Origin of the sequence: Luteibacter sp. UNCMF331Sha3.1, from assembly GCF_900109915.1 — a bacterium.
In the GTDB taxonomy this organism is placed as follows: domain Bacteria; phylum Pseudomonadota; class Gammaproteobacteria; order Xanthomonadales; family Rhodanobacteraceae; genus Luteibacter.
In genome coordinates this window covers 120,869-141,629 of record NZ_FOBU01000003.1, presented here as the reverse complement: position 1 = coordinate 141,629, position 20,761 = coordinate 120,869, and the positions used below count along the sequence as shown (strand labels likewise).

Here is a 20,761-nt window from a genome sequence, read left to right as displayed (position 1 = left end):
CGCAACCACGTGCCGCGATGAATCGCTCGCTAATCGCGCTGGACGAGCCACGCGACCGGCATGTGCAGGCCATCGCAGCCATGAGCGCAGACCAGCGCACCGTGCTCGCCACGGAATTCCAGCGGCGTGCCATCGGCCATGCGCAGGCGCAGCACGCCACCGGCTGGCGTCGGGCCGCCGGTCAGGTCGTTCTTCTCGACCGTGACGCCCACGCTGTGCGTCGCAGGCCCCCACGACCAGAACGCATCGCCCTTGCCGCCCTTGAGCCGGATTTCGGCCGGATTGCCCTTCTCCCCGCTGACGAGGTGCCAGGTCTCGTGGCCGCACGCGGCGAGCGCCAGCGAAAGGCCACACAGGATCACGATCGCGATGCGCTTCATGGCGTCCCCTCTTCCATCGGGGAATCATCGGCGGCGCTGACGAGAACTTGAGGCCACGCCGGGGAGCACCGGGCCTGTCAGGGACCGGTGCTCCCTGGGATCAGCTGACGAAACCGCCGTCGATCGTGACGCTCGCGCCGTTGATGTAGCGGGCGTTGGGGCCGGCGAGGTACGCGACGAGCGCGCCGACTTCGTCGGGGTTGCCGAGGCGACCGACCGGAATCATGGGCGTCAGCATGTCGGCGAAGCCCGTCGTCATATCCGTCGTGATCGGGCCCGGCTGCACGTTGTTGACGGTGATGCCACGGGGGCCCAGGTCGCGCGCGAGGCCGCGGGTCATCGCCTGCACCGCGCCCTTGGTCGCGGAATAAACGGCGGCGCCTTCACTGCCGGCGCGATCGGCCGACATGCTGCCGATGTTGACGATGCTGCCGCCCTCGCCCATGTGCTTCGCCGCCGCCTTGGCCGCGACGAACACCGCACGTACGTTGACGCCGAAGGAGGTATCGAAGTCGTCGATCGAGGTGTCGCCAAGCGGCGCGTAGTGGAGCACGCCGGCGCTGTTCACCAGGATATCGAGACGGCCGCTCGCGCGGGCTGCGTCGTCGATCGCCGCCGTGAGCGCCGCCGCGTCGGCACTGTCGGCACGAACGGCCTGGGCGCGGCCGCCGGCGGCGCGGAGTTCGTCGACGACGGCTTGGGCGGCATCGGCCGAACTGGCATAGGTGAAGGTGACGTTGGCCCCTGCCGCGACGAGCGCGCGGACGATGCCTGCGCCGATGCCGCGGGAGCCGCCCGTGACGAAAGCGGACTTACCTTCGAGGGAATTCGTGATCATGCCGTGCTCCGTTATGGATTGATTAGTCAACTAAAGGTCGAATGAAAAGGGCCGCAAGGCCCTTCGATGGATGAGATAACGCCGCACCCGGGGGTGTGCGGCGAGGCCCGTACAGCGGCCCAGAAATCCACCTTATCATTAATTGACTGGTCAGTCCACTATTTTTCGACCACCGCGCGCATGGCGATACCCACGATGCCGTGGAGGGTCGCCAGATCCGCGCCGCCACGCGCCGCGACCTTCAGTCCGGTTAGCGTGGCGAGGAGGAACTGCGCGGCGCTTGCCGCATCGAGATCGGCGGCGAGCTCGCCGCGCGCCATGCCTTCACGGATGCGACTCTCGAACGCGAGCACGGTTCGCGCGCCGATCTCGTCGGTCACGGCCTTGACGTCGCTCGCGAGCGTGCCGAACTCCGTCACCGCGTGGACGCCGAGGCAGGCACGCGCGGTCGTGGCAGCGGTGGCGTTGGTCGCGAAGCCCAGCAACGCCTGCTCGATCCCATCGCGCACCGACACCGTGGCGAACATCGCGGAAAGCGTCGCGCCGACGCTGGCCGTCGAATACGTCCGCAGCGCCTCGAGGTAGAGGCTTCGCTTGTCGCCAAAGGTGTCGTAGAGACTCTGCCTGCCGATCTTCATCGCCTCCAGCAGCATCGGCGTCGACGTGCCTTCGAAGCCGTGCATGGCGAACGTGTCGATGGCCCGCTGGAGCGCGGTATCCCGGTCGAACTCGCGTGGACGTGCCATGGCTGCACCGTTTCTGGATCAAAGAGTCCACAAAGGGTACCACCGCTGGAGTCCGTCTGCCGGCGTCAGAGCTCCCGCACCACACGGAAGCCCACGCGGGCGTTGCGCAGATCGGCGGGGGCACCCTGCCGGTAGGCCGACCGGACCATTTCGGGTGCGCTGCCCCACGAGCCGCCGCGGATGACGCGGCGCGTGCAGCCGGGGTTGACCCATGCCGCGGCCGTACGCGGTGCGCGGATGTAGTTGTCGTGCCAGCAGTCCGCGACCCACTCGGAGACGTTGCCACCCATGTCGTACAGGCCGAACGGATTGGCCGAGAAACTCATGGTGGGTGCGGGGCCCCAGTAGCCGTCCTTGTAACCGCTGAACGCGTTGCTCCAGCGACGCCCCGACCCCGAACGGTCGTTGCCGCCGGTGAGGTTCTCCAGCTTCGACGACGGCGCGTCGTCGCCCCACCAGTAGCGCGACGTGCTGCCGGCACGCAGGGCGTATTCGAACTCCGCCTCGCTCGGAAGACGGTACGTCTTGCCGGTGCGCTTCGAAAGCCAGTCGGTGTACGCCTTCGCATCGTTCCACGACACGTTGATCACCGGCAGGCGGTCCTGGCCCGGCTTGCCCGCGTAGTCGTCCTGCCAAGTCACGGAGGCGTCGTCGCGGAGGCCGCCGCTCTGTTCGTCGTAGACGCTGCCGCCGCCCTTCGACTGCGACTCGGGCACGTAACCCGACGCGCGCACGAAATCGCGGAACTGCCCGATGCTGATCGCGCTTCGCGCCATCGCGAAACCCTTGTCGACGACGACCTCGTGCACGGGCGCCTCGTTCGGATCATGGCCCTTCTCGCCGTCCGGCGAGCCCATGAGGAAGCGCCCCGTGGGAATCACCACCATGGGCGGCCCCTGGCCCGTGGAATCGACGAAACGATCTGCAAATACCTGGCCGGGCTTGTAGCTCGCGTAAAGTCGCGCGTTGGTCACGCGCTCGTTGAAATCGTCGATGCCGGCGAGGTCAGGACTGATCTTCTGCGCATTGGCGGCGAGCTGTTGCGCGAGTTCGATGTTGCCGGCGTCGAGTGCAGACCGCGCCTGGGCGAGCATCGCGGCGGCATTCTGGCGGCGCATGCCTTCGATACGGCCGCGCGTGTCCTGCAGCCCCTGCGATTCCGGCGCGATCGCCGCGGCCTCCGCGAGCGCCGCGTCCGCGGCGGCGAAGTCGTTCTGCGCGACGGCGGCCAGCGCCTTGTCGAGCACCGTGCGCTGCACGTTGGCGATACCCTGCTCCGCGACGGCGTTCTGCGGATCCAGTTCGAGCACGTCGCGGTAGGTGTCGAGCGCGCTGTCGCCGCGTGGCTGGCTCGCCCTGCCCTCCTGCAACTGCGCGGCCGCCTTGCCGAGCATCGGCCGCACCTTGTCGAGCACGGCGAGCTTCTGCTGCAACGGACCGGCATCCGTCGCGGACGACGGCAACGCCTTGAGGGCGACGAGCGACTCGCGCGCGGCGTCCGCGTCGCCCAGCGCGATGTCCTGTTCGATCTCGGCGGCGAGTCGCGCCCGCACCTCGTTCATACCGTTCAGCGCGCGCTGGCTGTCGGCCTTGTCCTTGAGCGCCTCCATGAAGAGCGCCGCCGCGCTGTCCTTGCCACCCACGAGGCGATCGCCGGCCAGGGCCTTGTCGCCGCGGTCCAGCAAGGCCGTGAGTTCGGCCGAGTCGGGCGTCTTCTGGGCCGGCAGCTCGATGTCCTCGGTCTTCTCGCGTCGCCGCGACGCGATCACCGCGGCCGGGGCCAGCATGATCGGGGGCCCGGCGTCGATTTCCGACACCTGCGCCTGTGGCGCGGCCTGCGGTCGCTGATCGAAGCCCATCACCGCGGGTTGTCCGCGCGCGGGCACGCGCGCGGCGTTCTGCGTCGGCTGGACGTGAAGTGCCTGCGGAAAGAAGTGATAGAAGAGCCCGAAAGCGAGCACGGCGACACCGAGCGCACCGCCAATGGCGCGCTGTCGGCGGACGGTCTCGGCATTGGGCATGGTGGGCGGTTCCGTACGGGCCTGCTATCGTGCGCTGCCACCTTAGGGAATCGCGCGCGACAGGGCAACACGGCAGGTCGGCGCGGCCCACCGACTCTCGAGGACCCCGCATGACATCGAGCGAGCTCGCTCCCCACGCTCCCTGGATCGACCAACGCGACGCGCTCGACGCGTGGCTCGCACCGATCGGTCCGGGAACCGTCGTCGGTCTCGACACGGAGTTCATGCGCAGGAACACGTTCTATCCGCAGCTCGCCCTGCTGCAGCTCGCCCACGGCGGTCGCTACGCGCTGATCGATCCGCTCGCGGTACCGCTGGGCGACGCGCTCGCGCCGACGTTCGCGGCGCAGGACGTCGTCACCGTGATGCACAGCGCCGGCGAAGATCTCGAGGCGATGGCACCCTACCTCCCCGACGGCCCGCATACGCTGTTCGACACGCAGATCGCATCCGCCTTCGTCGGCATGGGGCTCGGCATCAGCTACCGTGCGCTGGTCGCCGAACTCGTGGGCGCGGAGCTCGACAAGGGCGAGACGCGTAGCGACTGGCTGCAGCGGCCCCTCACCGAATCGCAGAAGCTCTACGCGACGCTCGATGTCGTTCACCTTCATCCGGTGCACGCGATCCTGTCCGAGCGTCTCGCAGAACGCGGGCGTTCCGCATGGCACGCCGAGGACTGCGCGCGCATGAAGCGCCGTGCGAGCCAGCGCGAAGGCGATCCGCAGCCGCAGCGCGGCGTGAAGCCCGCCGCCGACTGGCCGATGGAAAAACAGGCCCTGCTCCGCCGCGCATTGCGCTGGCGCGAACTGACGGCCCGGGCGCTCGACAAGCCGAAATCGTGGCTGCTCGAGGACGTCCAGGCCGTCGACCTCGTGGGCAACCTGCCGGCCACGCTGGCGAGCCTCGATGACCGGACGCGCGGCACGCGCGCCTTGCGCTCGGCCCAGCGCCAGGAGCTCTTCGACCTGCTGCATCGTCCGCTCGACGACGCGGAGATCGAAGCGACCGCGCCGATCGTCGGTCACCCGGTGGGCGAGGCGAAGCGCGCGATAAACGACATGCGCAGCGCGGTCGACACGCTGGCCACCCAGCTCGACCTGCCGCCAGGCCTGCTCTGCGCGCGTCGCTCGATGGAGGAATTCGCCATGACCAAGACCTGGCCCGAGGCGCTCGAAGGCTGGCGACGCGGCGTGCTGTACGACCGGCTGTCGCCGCTGCTGCCGGACTGAGCCTGGACCGATCGTCTTGGTAGGGCGTTGGCAGACGCGAAAACCGCTGATATAGTTGCCGCCTCGTGGGGCGGTAGCTCAGCTGGGAGAGCGCTGCGTTCGCAATGCAGAGGTCGGGAGTTCGATCCTCCTCCGCTCCACCAATCATTCGTGACGAAAAGCGCGCCCTCGTGGCGCGCTTTTTTCGTTTTCCGGCGGCGCCAGCACACGCCCGGTTCGTTCAATACCGGTCCGATGACCGGCGCGAGACTCTCGCCACGACGCCGACCGTCCGGGAGATCCCATGACCGCCTATGCCGTGTTCACTCGCGAAAGCACCCAGGATCCCGCCGAGCTGGCGACCTACAACGCCACGGTGAAGCCGACGTTCGAGGGCCACCCGATCACGTTCCACGCACTGTACGGCGAGTTCGAAGTGCTCGAAGGTCCGCCCATCGAAGGCATGGTGATCGTGTCGTTCCCGACGATGGCCGCGGCCCGCGACTGGTACCACAGCCCCGCCTATCAGGCCGTCGCGCAGCACCGCTTCAGGGGCGCGACCTACCGCTGCGTCCTCGTCGAAGGCGTCGACTGACGCGCCGATCCGTCGCCACACTTTCCCGGAGCATCCCCATGGGTACATTGCTGCCACCGAGCACGGAGGCCGACCGGTTCGGTCCCCTGCCCTTTTCCGCCACGTTCGAAATCGTCGTGATCCCCGTGGCCGACGTCGACCGGGCGAAGGATTTCTATGCACGCCTCGGATGGCGGTTCGACATCGACTACCAGGACGAGCATGGCTTCCGCGTCATCCAGTACACGCCGCCCGGCTCGGGCTGCTCGGTGATGTTCGGCAGCAGGATGACCACCGCGGAGCCCGGCTCCGCGCAGGGCCTGCATCTGGTCGTGTCCGACATCGCGCGTGCGCACGATGAACTCGCACGGCGCGGCATCGACGTGAGCGAGGTCTTCCACGACGCGTATGGCGTGTTCCATCGTCCCGCCGGCGAGAACCGCGTGAGCGGTCCCGCCGAGGGGCGCAAGAGTTACGGCTCGTTCCTGTCGTTCCGCGACCCGGACGGCAACGAGTGGGTGATCCAGGAAGTGACCGAACGCCTGCCCGGTCGCGTCTGAACCCACCCGCGCGGCATGTCACCAGGGCAGCGTCTTGCCCAGGTAGGTGAACGTGCCGGTCGGGCCGTCGTCGCCGAGCAGCGCCATGCCGACACTGCTCTTCGCGCCCGTGGGCACGTCGATCTCGCCGTGCCCACCGTTCATGTCGGTCTGCACGTAGCCCGGATGGATGGCGTTGACCTTGATCGGCGTATCGCGCAGCTCGTAGGCGAGGTGCACGGTCCACGCGTTGACCGCGCTCTTCGACACGTTATAGGCCGGTACCTTGAAGGCGTAGATCGACGAGGTCGGATCGGTATGCAGGGTGACCGAACCCAGCTGGCTCGACACGTTGACGATGCGCGCCGCCGGCGCCGCCTTCAGCAGCGGAAGGAACGCCTGGGTCACCTCGACCACCGCGAACACGTTGGTATCGAACGTCTCGCGCCACGTCTTCAGCGTCTGCTCCGACGGCGCCTTGCCCATGTCGTCGAGCAGGATGCCCGCATTGTTCACGAGGATGTCGAGGCGACCGAATCGCGACGTGACATCGGCCACGGCCTTCGCGATGCTGTCGGTCCGGGTCACGTCGAGCACGATGGGCTCCACGGCGAGGCCTTCGCCCTGCAACGCCGTCGCGGCCGCCTTCGTGCGATCCTCGTCGCGCCCCGCCAGGAGCACGAGCGCACCGGCCTCAGCGAGCTGGCGCACAGTCTCCCGACCGATGCCGCGCGTGGCACCGGTGACGAGCGCAATTTTCTGCGATGTATTCATGAGTGTCCTCTGCAGTGGGTCGTTCAGCCCAAGTATGGGCGCTCCGCCGCGAAGAGCACGCGAGCGGCGAAGGTGCGCCATGCGGCGGGCGTGCGATCGCCCAGCAGGGTCGCGCCGGCGACGTACGCCTGCGCACGCATCACCGCCGGCACGCCATCGAGTTCTCGCTCGGCCGACGCGGGGTCGCCCTTGCGCACGGCGGCGAGGAAATGCTGCACCTTGGCAACGGTTCCCGGCATGTCGAAACCCTTCTCCATGCCGTCGAGCACGCCTGCGATGGTCGGATGCGTCGCATCGGCGCCGTGGGCCAGCGCGAGCCATACCGTCTGCTCGTCGATCCCGTCGTTCGGTCCGAGCCGGTCGGCTCGCGCGCGCAACGCGGCCGACGCGCCACGCGACGCGGCAGCCATCCGTATCACGTGAGCCTCGATCGACGTACCCGATGCCGCCGCGACGGCCTCGTCCAGTCTTCCGGACGACAGAAGGCTCAGCGAGCGGAACTCGCCGTCGACCGGGTGCGCCGTATCCTCGAGGCGAAGCATGGTGCCGACCCACGGCGACGTGCCGGCGATCTTTTCCATGTCGCGTCTCGCGGCCGCGGGATCCACGAGCCGCTCCATCCGATACGCCTCCACGGCGATCAATTGGCGCAGCGACGGGCTCTTGTCCATCGCGACGCGATAAGCCGCCAGTGCGTCCGCATAACGCGCATGCTGGCTGAAGCTCGACGCGGCCGCGTTGGCGAACCATGGAGACGACGGCCAGCGACGGAAGCCGGCCTCGAACGCCTCGTCGCGCGCGTCGCCCGAGGGCTGACAGCGGGTCGCGAGGTAGACGAGGTCGCTGGCGTCCGGCGAGGCATCCGCCAGCGCCCGGTGCTTCGCGCACACGGCGTCGTGCGCCTCGCCGGTCGCGATGTTCTGTTCGGCCCGCATGGCGACGATGTCCATCGGAAAGCGCGCGCGACGTGCGGCGAAGGCGTCGGCGAAACCGGGCATGTCGCTGCCGAGCGCGAGCCAGCTCATGAAGTACGGCGACTCGGGCACGTCGTAGCGCACATGGGCGAGCGAGGCCATGGCGAGCGCGGCTTTGTCGGCGATCTGGTCGGTATAGAACTCGGGCGCCATGTCGTCCGCCGCGTCGAGCACCGTGCGCGTACCGCCGCCGGACTTCGAGTCGATATGGTCGGGCGGCGACGCGAAGAGGAAATCCACCGAGGCCGCGGACCACCGCTGCGGCGCGAGCAACACCGGTGCGACCGGGGCGACGTTGCCGTAGGCCGCCGTCCATCGACGAAACGGGACCGCCGCCGCCACGTTGTAGACGAGCTGCGTGTCGGAGCGGTCGACCGGCGCCCTGAACGATTCCACTGCCTCGCCGTCGAGGGTCTCCGTGACGACGGCCACATCGCCGCCGCCACCGACCGTGACATCGGCGTGCGCCTTCGGCTGCAGTTCGACGCGCTGGCCCTCGATGGTCGCGACCACCGGTCGGGAGAGTCCGTTGTAGACCATGACGTGCACGCGATCCACGGACCAGCCGAAGGCGAGCACGGTGCCGACGATGACGAGCGCGACGACGGTGCGCGCGAGGCCCGGGAGGAAGCCGCTCGCTTCGAGGAAGCGTTCCCGAAAACCGGGCTTGTCGATCCGCTGGCCACGCTCCGCGCCGACGCGCAGCGTGTCATACGTCGCAGGTACCGACGGCGCGGGGGCCGGCGCGTCGGCGGGCGCGATGCCCCTCGTCGCGTCCGCAATGACGTTTTCGCCACGGAGCAGTTCGTCCAGCGCCGCCCGGCGCAGCGCGCCCAGCGTGCCGGCGACCTGCCCCACCCAGCCGTCGACGTAGCGCAGCCAGTGGTTGATGTTCTCGCGGTTCGGCGAATTGAGGCCCAGCTCGCCGAGCGCCACCGGCCAGGATTCGCTTTCGAGTTCGCGCAGGATCGCCTCGCCCGGCTGCACCTGCGCGGCGACGTCGTAGACGTGGTACAGCGCACGCCAGACGTCGTTCGCGGCCGCCATGATGAGGCGTGCGCCCTTCTCGTCGATGGTGGCGCGCGTGGTCGCGCGTCGCCACGCGTGGCCGAGTCCGGCCTGCGCGTCCCGAAGGTTGGCCTCGGCGTGCTCCGCGTAATGGAGGACGCCGAGCAGGCCGATCAGGTACTCGCGCCAGGCCGGCGACACGCGTGCCGCCGCCGAGAGGTGCAGGCTACGGACGGCCTTGATCGTGCCCTCCAGACCGGCGCGCAACGCGTCGCGCTCGCGATCGACCAGCGCGATCGCGGCCGGCAGATCGCTCCGGCGGATGATCCGGCCGCGATGACGAATGACCCCATCGGGCGCGTCGTAGATGCGATCCCGCAGCGAGCAGAGCAACGCATGCTCGCGATCGATCGACCGGAGCCGCTCTAGCTCGTCGCCGATCCGTTCCGGATAGAGCGCCTCGTGGTCGATGGCACGCGTGGCGGGCACGTCCTCGTAGAGCTCGTCGACACGCATCGCCTGACGCGCCACGGGAAATCCGAGGTAGACGCCGCGGTAATGCGCTTTCAGGTGCTCACGGTCGAAAAGCGCGTCGAGGCGCCCGATGGTCGTGTCCGCTTCCGCCGGCGGATCCTCCGTCTGTCCTAGCACGTCGGCGGTCATGCGCGCACGCAGGCCATCCGCGTCGTCGAACACCGACCACGCGCTGCGCTCGTCGGCCGGCGCGAACAGGTAAACGCGTTTCGCGTTCTGTTCGCGCTCGTGGTTCATCGGGTGCGTCGACCACATGCGTGGCGGCTGCGCCAGCTCGGTCTCGAAAACGCGGAACGCGACAGCTCCTTCCACCGGCGCGACGGGCCGCTCGCCATAGGTGGGATCGTTGTAGATCCGGCCCAGGCGATCCGCGATCGCCTGGTGCAACGCGAAGAGATCGGACGGCGGCAGTTTCGCGCCCATTTCGCCACGCGCGAAGTGCACCGCGCGATCCCACGCGTCGTCGGCCATCTGCAGGCGATGCAACGCGGTGATCAGCGCATCGCTGCCGGTGAGCGACACGGCGACCAGATCGGCCTGCATTTCCATTTCGCGGGAGAGTGCGCGCTGCGCCACGACGACGAGACGGAACGCGATGTCGACCACGGCGCGCAGCGCCCAGACGATCGTGCCGAGCACCCAGCCGATCCATGCGATGCGGAAGTCGAAACGCGACAGCGAGCGCAGGAACGTGTCGAGCGCGTCGCGCCGGCCGACGATGTGCGAGGCGATCTGTTGCGTCGTGTACACCCAGCGGCCGACGGCCATCGAGCGCTGCGCGAAATGGCCGAACTCATGCGCCAGCACGGCCTTGAGCTCGCTCATGTTGAGCATGTTGACCAGCGCCAGGCCGATCTCGAGATTCTTCCTCGACGGCACAAGGAGATTGATCAGCGAAAGATCGTAGAAGACCGCCGCGTTCACACGGGCGCTGACGAAGACGCGATGCGGTCGCGGTGCTCCCGCGTCGTCCGCGATGCGGTCGAGGAACGCGAAGAGTCGCGGCTGTTCGCTGCGCGTCAGCTCGATGCCGTCGTTGCCCGCGCCCTTCCGCAGGAAGAACAGGCCCTTGATCATGAAGACCGCGAGGAACAGGCTCGAACCGCCCATCGCGACGCGAAGCAGGCCGCCGTTGCCGATCTTCGTCAGCTCGCTGTAACCGATGAAGACGAACCACGCGGTCAGCGCAAGATACACGGCGATGAACAGCAACAGGCTGCCGACGGCGATCCAGGCATGGCGGCGGTATGCGGCGCCCGGTCGTGTGAATGCCGCCGGCACATCGGCCGGCCCAGCTGGATAGATCGTTTCCATGATGTCCCCCGACAACGTTGCGGGGGAGTTTGCGGCGGCCTGGCCGAAGTCGTCAATCGCGCCGCATCACGACAACGCCGCCTCCAGCAGCGGCTTCGCCCAGTCCGGCGTTTGCCGCAGCGTGTCGAGTTCGAGCGGCCAGCGCAGGCGCCCCCGCGCGATGTCGGCGAGCAGCACGGGATCGGGGATCGCTTCGCCCGGCAGGACGTCGACGCTGTTGTCGTACACGCGCAGCATCTCGATCGACGGCATCAGCGCGATGAGGTTTTCGAGCGAGGAGCGATAGCGTTCGCGGATCTTCGCTTCGGGAATGTCGTGGCCACCGGCGGCCACGCGCGCGCGGACGCGGGCGATGTGATGGTCCGGCGACGAGAGGCCGCAGAACCACATGAGCACGTCATGCGTGTGTGAGGCCTCGGCGATCTTTCGCGGCACCGTGTTGCCGCCGAGCGTGGTTTCGAACGCGTATGCGCGACGGCGTTCCATGGCGTCGTCGAGACGGCGCATGCCTTCCTGCCACGCCGCGGCGTTCGCCTGCACCTGATCGCACCCGGTTGCTGCGACCAGTTCTCGCGCGAAGGTGTCCGGATTGAACCACTCGAAACCGGCCTGGCGCAGGCCATGGCCGCCGATCGAACTCTTGCCCGCGCCATTGACACCTGCGAGGACCCAGAGCACGGGGCGTCCGGTCAATGACTATCCCCCGCCTTCACCTTGCCGCCCAGCGTCGTCGGGCGATCCATCAGTGCGCGCAGGCGTTCGCTCGCGTCATCGGCCTGCAGCGAGGCCAGGCGTTCGTCGAAACGCTGACGGAGCGTGTCGAGTGCCGACGCATGCCGCGCACCGGCATCGTCGAGCGCGTGGAGGATGCGGCTGTATTCGTCCGCGGAGAGGATCACCGCCTCGAGCTCGCTGTGGTTCGTCACCACGACCTTGCCCTTGCGGGCGATGGCACGCATCACGCCGCGCCATCCGAGCTTCTTCACGTCCGACGCCGGTGTCCGGGGAAGGTCTTCGAGCGCATCGAGCTTGAGCGACATGGCCATGGGCGAATCCTCTCGGGGTCGGGACCATTATACCCAGAATACCCAATTTGGGAGATTTTCGCGGCGGGCGTCGACGCCGTGTCAACGCGGTGCGGACCACAGTTTCGCGGCATCCGCAGGTATATCGTTTGGCCTATGCATCATGGCCGACAGGGAAGAATGTCGCAGGTATCCACTCTGGCACGGTGTTTGCGACCACAATGGCGGGCTCGGTCGCAGACTCGTGTGCGATTCGACTGATTATTTTCTTAGCCGTGGCCGGGAACGCTCGTCCGGACCGGCAGCAAAGGATGATGTTGGCAGGATGGGACTGAAATCGACACTACCGCCCCGCGCCGGCCTGGCGCCGCGGAAACGGCTCTGCATCGCGCTTTTGCTGGCACTCCAGGCCGCCGCGGTCATGGCGGCCGACACCTCGCCCGAACGCGACGCGCTGCTCGCGCAGGCGCGGCAGGAGCACGACGCCGGCAAACGGGTCGACGCGCTCGCGCATTGCCAGGCGATCCTCGCGCGCTGGCCGACCGACCGTGACGCACAGGCGCTCAACGTCACTTTATTGACGGAATTGGGCGCTTCGACGCGCGCCGGGGAACTGGCGGCCCGGCTGGACCCTGCCCCGGGCATCGCGGAGCGTTTTCATCTCGGCGCCGATCATGTCGCGCAGGAGATCCGCTGGGCCGAGGGCGAACCGGCCGATCCCGCCCACCCCTATGCCGAAGCCGACCGTGCGGTGACCGACGCGCGTCGGCTCGTGGACGATCCCCTGCTGCCCGCCGAGCTGCGCCAGCGCGCGGAGTTCGATCTGCTCGTCGCGCTGGATCGTGCGGGCCGGGCCGACGAAGCCGTATCCCGGTACGACGCCCTGAAGGCCCGCGGGGTCACGCTGCCTCCTTACGCCGGGCGTGCCGTGGCGGATGCGCTGCTGGTCAAGCGGCGTCCGAAGGAAGCCGCCGCGCTCTACGAGGACGCGATCGCCAGGGATCCTGGTCCCTACGACGTGAACGAGAGCGAGCCACGCATCGGTCTCATGTACGCCTACCTGGAGTCCGGCCAGACCCGCAAGGCGTTCGCGACCATCGACGAGCTCGCGGCGAAGGAGCCGCAGTGGCGACGCGTCCCCGGGATGCGTCTGCCCCTGCAGAACGCGCGCAAGGTCGACGCGGACCTCAACGCGGCCACGCTGCGCGAATACGTCGACATGCCGGCGGACGCGTATGCCCGGCTGGAACCGATGAGTCGCGAGGCCCCGAACAACGCGCAGATCCGACGCGAGCTCGGCATGGTCGAGCTGGCCCGTGGCTGGCCCCGACGTGCGCAGGACGACTTCAACATCGCGGGCACGCTGGACCGCCGCGACGTGGGCGCGTACATCGGCGAGGCCGACGCGGCGCGCGTCCTGAACGACTACGAAGGCGTCGACGAGAACCTCGCCATGGCGCGGACGCTGGCCGACCGCAACGGCCGCGTCGATCGCGCCGTCAAGGCGTGGGATCGCGAACGTGGCTGGCAGTTCGACATCGGCACCGAACAGGGCAAGGGTTCCAGCCCCGACTTCGGCGACCGCGACGGCACCACGCAGGCCACCGTCGCCAGTCCCCTGATCGACGATCACTGGCGCGTGCTCGCGCTGGCCCGGTATTCCACCGCGGATCTGCCGGAAGGCGAGGTGCGGCGCAGCCGCGTCGGCGTCGGCATCCGCGGTTACGCGCGCGGCCTCGAAGCCTATGTGCAGGCACTGCCGGCCACGGACAGATACGTCGGCAAGACCGCGCTCGAAGCCGGCTTCGACTGGGCGATCACCGATCACTGGTCCTGGGCCGCCGACTACAGCACCGCCGGCGAAGACACGCCGCTGCGTGCCCAGTACTACGGCATCTCGGCGAAGACGCTCGACACGGCCGTCACGTGGCGGGCCAGCGAACTCACCCAGGCGCGCGTCGGCCTGTCGCGCGACCGCTTCTCCGACGGCAACGAACGCACGGGCTGGCTCGCCAACGCGATCCAGCGTCTGCACACCGCGCCGAACCTGACGCTGGACGGAGGCATCGAGCTCGGCGGTTCGATGAACTCGGAGACCGAACGCCCGTACTTCAATCCGCGTCGCGATTACAGCTACGCCCTCACCGGCCGTCTGGAAAACCTTCTCGGCCAGTTCTACGAGCGCAGCGTCACGCAGCGCATCGACGTGGCCGTGGGTCAGTACGCCGAAAAGGGCTTCGCGACCGACTGGATGGCCACCGTTCGCTACGGCCAGACCATCCTCGCGGGGCCCGGCTTCCGCTTCGGCTGGGGCCTCGGCTGGCACAACCAACCTTACGACGGCCGGCGCGAACACCGCTTCGTCCTCGATCTGACGATGCATTGGGGAGAATGAGTACGATGCGCCCGCTGTTGATCCTGCTTGCCCTGCTGGGGCTCGCGCTTCCCGCGTTCGCGCAGCAGCCGCCCGTCGCACCTGCGCGGCCGGCGCTCATCGTGCTCGGTTACCACGACGTGCGCGACGACGTCCGCACGGGCGTCGATCGCGACCCCGATGCGTTGAGCACCGACCACCTCATCGCGCACTTCGACTGGCTCAAGGCCAATCATTACAACGTCGTCAGCCTCGAAGACGTCGTGCAGTTCATGCAGCGCGGCAAGCCGCTGCCACCCGACGCCGTGCTGCTCACGTTCGACGACGGCCTCGAGAGCTTCTACACGCGCGTGTACCCGCTGCTGCGCGCTTACGACTACCCCGCCGTGCAGGCGCTGGTCGGCTCGTGGATGGACATGCCGGACGGCCAGCACATGCCGTACAACGGTGCCGAATGCGATCGCTCGTGCTTCCTCACGTGGAGCCAGGTCGAGGAGATGCACAGGTCCGGTCTCGTGGAGTTCGCCTCGCACTCGTGGCAGATGCACCAGGGCATGAACGCGAACCCGCAGGGCAACCTCCTGCCCACGGCCGCCGCGCTCGCCTACGACACCACGAAGCAGCGCTACGAAACCGTCGACGACTACAAGGCACGCATCCGCGCCGATCTCTCGCACAGCGCCGACGAGATCGAAAAGCACATCGGCGTGCGCCCGCGTGCGGTCGCCTGGCCGTATGGCGCGTACACGCAGGTCGGTCGCGACGTCGCGCGCGACATCGGCATGACGGTGACCTTCAGCCTCGGCGACAAGCTGCCCACGCTGGTGCCCGGCAAGACCATCCCGCGCATCCTCGTCAGCGACAACATCACCGCCAACCGGCTCGGCTGGCTGATGCGGCATTCGTCGCGCATCGATCCCGCTCGTGCGGTGCAGGTCGATCTGGATTACGTGTACGACGCCGACCCGGCCCAGCAGGACCGCAACCTGTCGAAGCTGCTGGACCGCATCAAGCGACTGCATCCCAGCGAAGTGTGGTTGCAGGCGTATTCGGATCCGGACGGCGACGGCGTAGCCGATGCCGTCTACTTCCCGAACCGGCACCTGCCCGTGCGTGCCGACCTGTTCTCCCGCGTGTCGTGGCAGCTGCGCACGCGCGCCGGCGTCCGCGTGTACGCCTGGATGCCCGTGCTGGCGTTCCGCTTCCCGGACGGCAAGACCCTGCCCTCGCTCGCCGGCGAGCCGAAGAAGGGCGGCGACCATTTCCGTCTCGCACCCTACGATCGCGCCGTGCGCGCGCGCATTGGCGACGTCTACGAAGACCTCGCGATGCATGCCGACGAAGCGGGCGTGCTGTTCTCCGACGACGCCTATCTTCGCGACACCGACAACCTCGGTCCGTGGGCGAAGAACACTCCGGCGCAGAACACGCAGGCGCTGATCGACTTCACGCTGGAGCTGGCCACGCGCATGAAGCGCTGGCGACCCCAGCTTCTGACGGCCCGCAACATTTTCACTCGCCCGATCATGGAGCCGAAGGCCGAAGCGTGGTTCGCGCAGAGCCTGCCCGCGTTCAACAAGGCGTACGACATGACCGCCGTGATGGCCATGCCGCAGCTCGACAAGCAGGCCGACACGCTGGGCTGGTACCGTCGCCTCGTCGCCACCGTGGGCGCGACCCCGGGCGCGCTCGAAAAGACGCTCTTCGAGTTCGCGGCGCAGGACTGGCGCACGAAACAGCCCATTCCTGCGCCCACGATCGGCACGCGCATGCGCGCCGTCCAGGCCGGCGGTGCGCGCCACATCGGCTACTACCCCGACGACTTCGTCAACGACCATCCGGCGCTCGAGGCCATCCGGCCGTACATCTCGGCGGCCGACTATCCCTACGCGGAGCCAGCGCGATGAACGGCGGCATCCTCCACGCCCTGCTCGAGTTCGCCTTCTATTACCCGTTGGTGATGTCGCTGTTCTGGATGAGCGGCGGCGTGATCTATTTCCTTCGCTGGGAACGCCGCGAACCCTCTCGCGTGCGCCCCCGCGTGCTCAGCGAGTATCCGATGGTCAGCCTCGTGGTGCCGTGCCATAACGAAGGCGAACAGGTGCGTGAGACGATCGCGCACCTCGCGTCGCAGCAGTATCCGAACTTCGAGATCATCGCCATCAACGACGGTTCGACCGACGATACCGGTGCCCAGCTCGATCAGCTGATGGACCAGTACCCGGCGCTGCGCGTGATCCACATGTCCAGCAACCAGGGCAAGGCGATGGGGCTGCGCGCCGCTGCCCTCGCGTCGCGTGCGGATTTCCTCGTGTGCGTCGACGGCGACGCGCTGCTCGACGATTACGCCACGCACTGGATGATGACGCACATGCTCGAGAGCCCGCGTGTCGCCGCGGTCACGGGCAACCCGCGCATCCGCAACCGTTCCACGCTGCTCGGCAAGCTGCAGGTCGGCGAGTTCTCGTCGATCATCGGCCTGATCAAGCGTGCGCAGCGCGTGTACGGCCGCATCTTCACGGTATCGGGTGTCATCGCCTGCTTCCGCAAGAGCGCGCTGCACGATGTCGGCTACTGGAGCACCGACATGGTGACCGAGGACATCGACGTCAGCTGGCGGCTGCAGATGCGGCACTGGGAGATCCGCTACGAACCGAACGCGCTCTGCTGGATCCTGATGCCGGAAACGCTGCGCGGCCTCTGGAAGCAGCGCCTGCGCTGGGCGCAGGGCGGTTCCGAAGTGCTGCTCCGCTACACGACGAAGTTGTTCAAGTGGCGTCAGCGTCGGATGTGGCCGGTCGCGTTCGAGTACGTGATGAGCCTGCTCTGGTCGTACACGATGGCCGGGATCGTCACGCTGTGGGCACTCGGCCTGTTTCTCCCGCTGCCGCCGTCGCTGTACATCGACACGCTGTTGCCACAGTGGCACGGCGTGGTACTGGGCGCGATCTGCCTGCTGCAGTTCCTCATCAGCCTGCTGGTCGACCGTCGCTATGAGACGCGCATCGGCCGCAACTACTACTGGATGATCTGGTACCCGCTCGTGTACTGGATCCTCAACACGGCGACCTCGATCGTCGCGATGCCCAAGGCGTTGATGAAGCGCAAGGGTACCCGCGCGGTGTGGGTGAGCCCGGACCGGGGACTGCGATGAAGGCCGAAGCCATCCTTATCCAGCGGCCGGAGCGCCAGTCGCGCGCCCAGAAGGCCGTGTTCGCCGCGGTCACCGTGGCCGCGTGGCTGTTCTGGGCGTTTCTCTGGCTGCCGCTGGTCACCCTCGGCGCCTGGGCCTTCGGCTTGCGCAACGCCTGGCTGCAGCTGCACGTGCTTTCGCCCATCGGCGATGGCGGCGACATCAGCGTCATCCTCATGGTCGCGGTGCTCTGCGCGCTCGTGTTCATGAGCTGGTCGGGCTACAACCATGCGCGCTTCTCCGGCAAGCAGAAGCGGCGCGGCAATAAGCCGGTCGGTGTGGTGGAAACCGCCGCCGCGATCGGCGCGAGCACGGAAGACGCGACGAGGATTCTCTCCCACCGTCGCGCCGTGATCAGCGTGTCGGACGCGGGCTACCTGACGCTCGACGACGCGCGCTGAGCCATTGCGGCTCGCGTCAGTACGCGGTCATCAGGTAGATCCCGAACGCCGGGTCGTCCGAGATCCATTCGCGTTCGATGCGCCAGCCGCCGGCGGCCGCGAGCCGCGCGAACGACGCGGGCGTGAACTTGTGGGAATTCTCGGTGTGGATCGACTCGCCGGCGGCGAAGTCGAACGTCTGCCCCGCGAGCGTCACCGACTGGTCGGCGGTGCTGACCAGATGCATCTCGATGCGTTCGCGCTCCGCGTTCCAGAGCGCCTTGTGCGCGAACGCCTCGGGCGCGATGTCGCCACCCAGTTCACGCCCGATGCGGACGAGCACGTTGCGGTTGAACGTGGCCGTGACGCCGGCCGCGTCGTCGTAAGCGGCGAGCAGCACGTCGAGGTCCTTCACCTGATCCGCGCCGACGATGAACCGCGCGTCGGCGCCCAGCTGCGCTCGCACCGAACGCAGAAGGCTCGCGGCCTCCTCATGCGTGAAGTTGCCGATGGTCGAACCGGGGAAGAACGCGACGACGGGCCGTCCCGCCAGCGCCTTCGGCAGACCGATCTCGCGCGTGAAGTCGGCGACCACCGGGTGCACCGCGAGGGACGGGTACGCCGCCCGCAATCGCGCGGCCGCGCCGTCCAGCGCGTCGGGGCTGATGTCGACCGGCACGTAGGCATCGATCCACGGCGCGGCGTCCAGCAGCGCGCGCGTCTTGTCGCTCGCACCGCTACCGAGCTCCAGCAGCACGGCTCCCGGCGGGATGGCCGCGGCCAGCTCGGGCGCGATCTCCGCGAGCAGCGCCGACTCCGTACGCGTGGGGTAATACTCGGGCGTGCGGCAGATCGCTTCGAACAGCTCCGAGCCGGCGGCATCGTAGAAGTACTTGGGCGAGAACGTACGCGGCGTCGACGAGAGACCGGCGAGCGTGTCGCGCAGGAACGCCAGGCGATCGCGATCGGGCGAGGTGGCGACGTCCCGCGCGAGGCGCAGGCCGGCGAACATCCAGCGCTGTCCCGCGCGATAGAAATTCCGGTAGGACGGCCGCGAATGGCCCGCAGGCGTCACGCTGGCGCCGCCACGCAGGACCATCTGGCCGCTCATGAACTTGCCGTTGTACTCGCCGACCGCGTCGTCCGCGGCGCGGAAGCCCGGGTAAGCGGCGTAAGCGCTCGCGGTCCACTGCCACGCGACGCCATCCACCTGCTTGAGGTCCGCGCGCGAGCGCACCGCGTGCTCCCACTCGGATTCGGTAGGCAGCCGCGCGCCGGCCCATCGCGCGAACGCATCGGCCTCGTAGTAGCTGATGTGGACGACGGCCGCGTCCGGGTCGACGGGGCACCAGCCGGCGGGCGTCATGTGCGACCACGCCGTGCCGTCGTGCTCCCAGTAAAGCGGCGCCGTCCAGCCTTCCTGCTGGCACTGCGCCCAGCCGTCGGAGAGCCAGAGATCGGGGCGACGGTAGCCGCCCTGCGCCATGAACGCGAGCCACTGCCCGTTGGTCACGAGGCGATCGGCGATCTCGAACGGTTCGAGCCACGCCGTGTGCGCGGGCCCTTCGTTGTCGAAGATGAACGCCTCGTCCACCGCGCCGATGCGCACCGGGCCGCCACCGACGGGCCGGAACCGGCCCGCGCCTTCGGCCTCGGGCGACGGCCACGCGGGATCGAACGCCGGCTTGAGCGGGGACTGGGCGAAGAGGTGCTGCACGTCCATCACGAGCAGTTCCTGGTGCTGCTCTTCGTGCGCGAGGCCCAGGCGCAGCAGCGGCTCCAGACCGGCGGGCACCCCTGTCGCGATCAGCGCGCGCATCGCCCCGTCCACGTGCGCGCGATAGGCCATGACGTGGGACGTCGTGGGCCGCGTCAGCAGACCGCGCAAGGGGCGGGGGTGGCGTGGCCCGACGGCCTCGTAATACGAGTTGAAGAGGTAGGCGAAAACCGGATCGAACACGTCGTAGCCGGCCACGTTCGGCCCGAGCAGGAACGTTTCGAAGAACCAGGTGGTATGGGCGAGGTGCCATTTCGCCGGACTGGCGTCGGGCATGGACTGGACCACCATGTCCTCGGCGTCGAGCGACGCGACGAGCGCGACGGTACGCGCACGGACGGCGTCGTACCGCGCGGCGAGCGTGGGAGGGACATCGCGGGGGCGAGCGGAAGCGGCGCCGGGGGCCGCCGTGGTATCGACAAGGGCTTGCATGGGAACTCCGTGTACGCGACGCCGACCTCAGTCGGGCGTGTGCTCGATATGGACGCGGTCGGCGTAGAACGCCAGGTGGTCCTTGATGGGGGCCACCGCGTCGTAGGGATCTTCATAGGTCCAGATGGCGTCGGTCGCGGCCTCCGAATCGCCCGGCAGGCTGAAATACGACGCCTGTCCCTTGTAGGGGCAATAGGTGTGGCGGTCGCTGCGGCGCAGCCGCTCCATCCGGGCGTCGGCCCGAGGCAGGTAGAAGACACCCGGATAGGTGGACTCGCGAAGCAACAGGCCATCGCGCGTATCGACGATGACCTCGTCGCCGAAGCGGACCACCACCCTGCCGCCCGCAGGCGCGATGGCGATGGGATGATCCGGACCTGGGGTCCTGCCGGCATGGGGGGACATGGCGCGCTCCTTCGACTGACTGGGGGTCCCCATCCTGCAACCGGGACGGGGCGAATCCAAGGCGACTACCCGGAACAAGTGAGGTTACCCATCGGCAAGAATGGCGATCTTGTAGCGCCTGTCCACGATTGACCAGGCTTGCCGAAGACATTCACACGCGCCGCCGTCGCGCCCGTACCATGGGCCTCGCATGCTCCCGGGGAGGCAGATGCCTAAACATCGCGATCGGCCGGCCGATATGACTACCGTGTTGCAAGGTGGCGGG

17 protein-coding genes and 1 tRNA gene are annotated in these 20,761 nt (G+C 68.3%); 8 read left to right on the top strand and 10 right to left on the bottom strand.

What is annotated here, in order from left to right; all coding sequences use genetic code 11:
• Positions 1-29: 29 nt before the first annotated feature.
• From BMX32_RS16260 to BMX32_RS16245, 4 genes are all read right to left on the bottom strand, one after another.
• Positions 30-380: a hypothetical protein gene (locus BMX32_RS16260; RefSeq protein ID WP_089980711.1), complete on the bottom strand. Its 351-nt coding sequence runs from the start codon at positions 378-380 to the stop codon at positions 30-32.
• 100 nt (positions 381-480) lie between these two features.
• Positions 481-1,218, bottom strand: a complete 738-nt coding sequence (locus BMX32_RS16255) for an SDR family NAD(P)-dependent oxidoreductase (protein ID WP_089980710.1) — start codon at positions 1,216-1,218, stop codon at positions 481-483.
• Positions 1,219-1,376: 158 nt separating this feature from the next.
• Positions 1,377-1,964, bottom strand: a complete 588-nt coding sequence (locus BMX32_RS16250) for a TetR/AcrR family transcriptional regulator (RefSeq protein WP_089980708.1) — start codon at positions 1,962-1,964, stop codon at positions 1,377-1,379.
• A gap of 65 nt (positions 1,965-2,029) precedes the next feature.
• Positions 2,030-3,985, bottom strand: a complete 1,956-nt coding sequence (locus BMX32_RS16245; protein ID WP_089980705.1) for a formylglycine-generating enzyme family protein — start codon at positions 3,983-3,985, stop codon at positions 2,030-2,032.
• A 110-nt stretch (positions 3,986-4,095) separates the two neighbouring features.
• Here BMX32_RS16245 and BMX32_RS16240 point away from each other — a divergent pair, with 110 nt between their 5' ends.
• From BMX32_RS16240 to BMX32_RS16225, 4 genes are all read left to right on the top strand, one after another.
• Positions 4,096-5,214 (top strand): ribonuclease D, encoded by a 1,119-nt coding sequence (locus tag BMX32_RS16240; protein WP_089980703.1) that lies wholly within the window; start codon positions 4,096-4,098, stop codon positions 5,212-5,214.
• A gap of 67 nt (positions 5,215-5,281) precedes the next feature.
• A tRNA-Ala gene (locus tag BMX32_RS16235) sits at positions 5,282-5,357 on the top strand.
• Positions 5,358-5,497: 140 nt separating this feature from the next.
• Positions 5,498-5,788, top strand: coding sequence for a DUF1330 domain-containing protein (locus BMX32_RS16230; RefSeq protein WP_089980702.1), 291 nt, complete (start codon positions 5,498-5,500; stop codon positions 5,786-5,788).
• A gap of 38 nt (positions 5,789-5,826) precedes the next feature.
• Positions 5,827-6,327 carry a VOC family protein gene (locus tag BMX32_RS16225; RefSeq protein ID WP_089980701.1) on the top strand — a complete coding sequence of 167 codons (501 nt, stop codon included), beginning with the start codon at positions 5,827-5,829 and terminating at the stop codon, positions 6,325-6,327.
• Positions 6,328-6,345: 18 nt separating this feature from the next.
• Here the strand turns inward: BMX32_RS16225 and BMX32_RS16220 are convergent, their stop codons facing one another.
• From BMX32_RS16220 to BMX32_RS18745, 4 genes are all read right to left on the bottom strand, one after another.
• Positions 6,346-7,080: an SDR family oxidoreductase gene (locus BMX32_RS16220; RefSeq protein WP_089980700.1), complete on the bottom strand. Its 735-nt coding sequence runs from the start codon at positions 7,078-7,080 to the stop codon at positions 6,346-6,348.
• A 23-nt stretch (positions 7,081-7,103) separates the two neighbouring features.
• A complete protein-coding gene (locus BMX32_RS16215) occupies positions 7,104-10,910 on the bottom strand; it encodes a M48 family metallopeptidase (RefSeq protein ID WP_089980695.1) in 3,807 nt (1,268 codons plus the stop codon).
• 66 nt (positions 10,911-10,976) lie between these two features.
• Positions 10,977-11,588, bottom strand: a complete 612-nt coding sequence (locus BMX32_RS16210; protein ID WP_244511583.1) for an AAA family ATPase — start codon at positions 11,586-11,588, stop codon at positions 10,977-10,979.
• An 11-nt stretch (positions 11,589-11,599) separates the two neighbouring features.
• Complete coding sequence (locus BMX32_RS18745) at positions 11,600-11,956, bottom strand: type II toxin-antitoxin system Phd/YefM family antitoxin (protein ID WP_170843710.1); 357 nt, start codon at positions 11,954-11,956, stop codon at positions 11,600-11,602.
• 304 nt (positions 11,957-12,260) lie between these two features.
• Here BMX32_RS18745 and pgaA point away from each other — a divergent pair, with 304 nt between their 5' ends.
• The 4 genes from pgaA to pgaD are packed head-to-tail and all read left to right on the top strand — an operon-like array spanning position 12,261 to position 17,903.
• Positions 12,261-14,330 (top strand): poly-beta-1,6 N-acetyl-D-glucosamine export porin PgaA, encoded by a 2,070-nt coding sequence (gene pgaA / locus BMX32_RS16205; protein ID WP_170843709.1) that lies wholly within the window; start codon positions 12,261-12,263, stop codon positions 14,328-14,330.
• A 5-nt stretch (positions 14,331-14,335) separates the two neighbouring features.
• Positions 14,336-16,216, top strand: a complete 1,881-nt coding sequence (gene pgaB / locus BMX32_RS16200; RefSeq protein ID WP_170843708.1) for a poly-beta-1,6-N-acetyl-D-glucosamine N-deacetylase PgaB — start codon at positions 14,336-14,338, stop codon at positions 16,214-16,216.
• Entirely contained in the window at positions 16,213-17,463 is a 1,251-nt protein-coding gene (gene pgaC, locus BMX32_RS16195; protein WP_089980687.1) for a poly-beta-1,6-N-acetyl-D-glucosamine synthase, read from the top strand. The genes pgaB and pgaC overlap by 4 nt, the downstream gene beginning before the upstream one ends.
• Positions 17,460-17,903: a poly-beta-1,6-N-acetyl-D-glucosamine biosynthesis protein PgaD gene (pgaD, locus tag BMX32_RS16190; RefSeq protein ID WP_089980686.1), complete on the top strand. Its 444-nt coding sequence runs from the start codon at positions 17,460-17,462 to the stop codon at positions 17,901-17,903. The genes pgaC and pgaD overlap by 4 nt, the downstream gene beginning before the upstream one ends.
• Before the next feature lie 16 nt (positions 17,904-17,919).
• Here pgaD and egtB read toward each other — a convergent pair whose 3' ends face one another.
• A complete protein-coding gene (gene egtB / locus BMX32_RS19065) occupies positions 17,920-20,091 on the bottom strand; it encodes an ergothioneine biosynthesis protein EgtB (protein WP_089980685.1) in 2,172 nt (723 codons plus the stop codon).
• A gap of 27 nt (positions 20,092-20,118) precedes the next feature.
• Positions 20,119-20,496: a DUF427 domain-containing protein gene (locus BMX32_RS16180; protein ID WP_089980684.1), complete on the bottom strand. Its 378-nt coding sequence runs from the start codon at positions 20,494-20,496 to the stop codon at positions 20,119-20,121.
• Between the last annotated feature and the right edge of the window lie 265 nt (positions 20,497-20,761).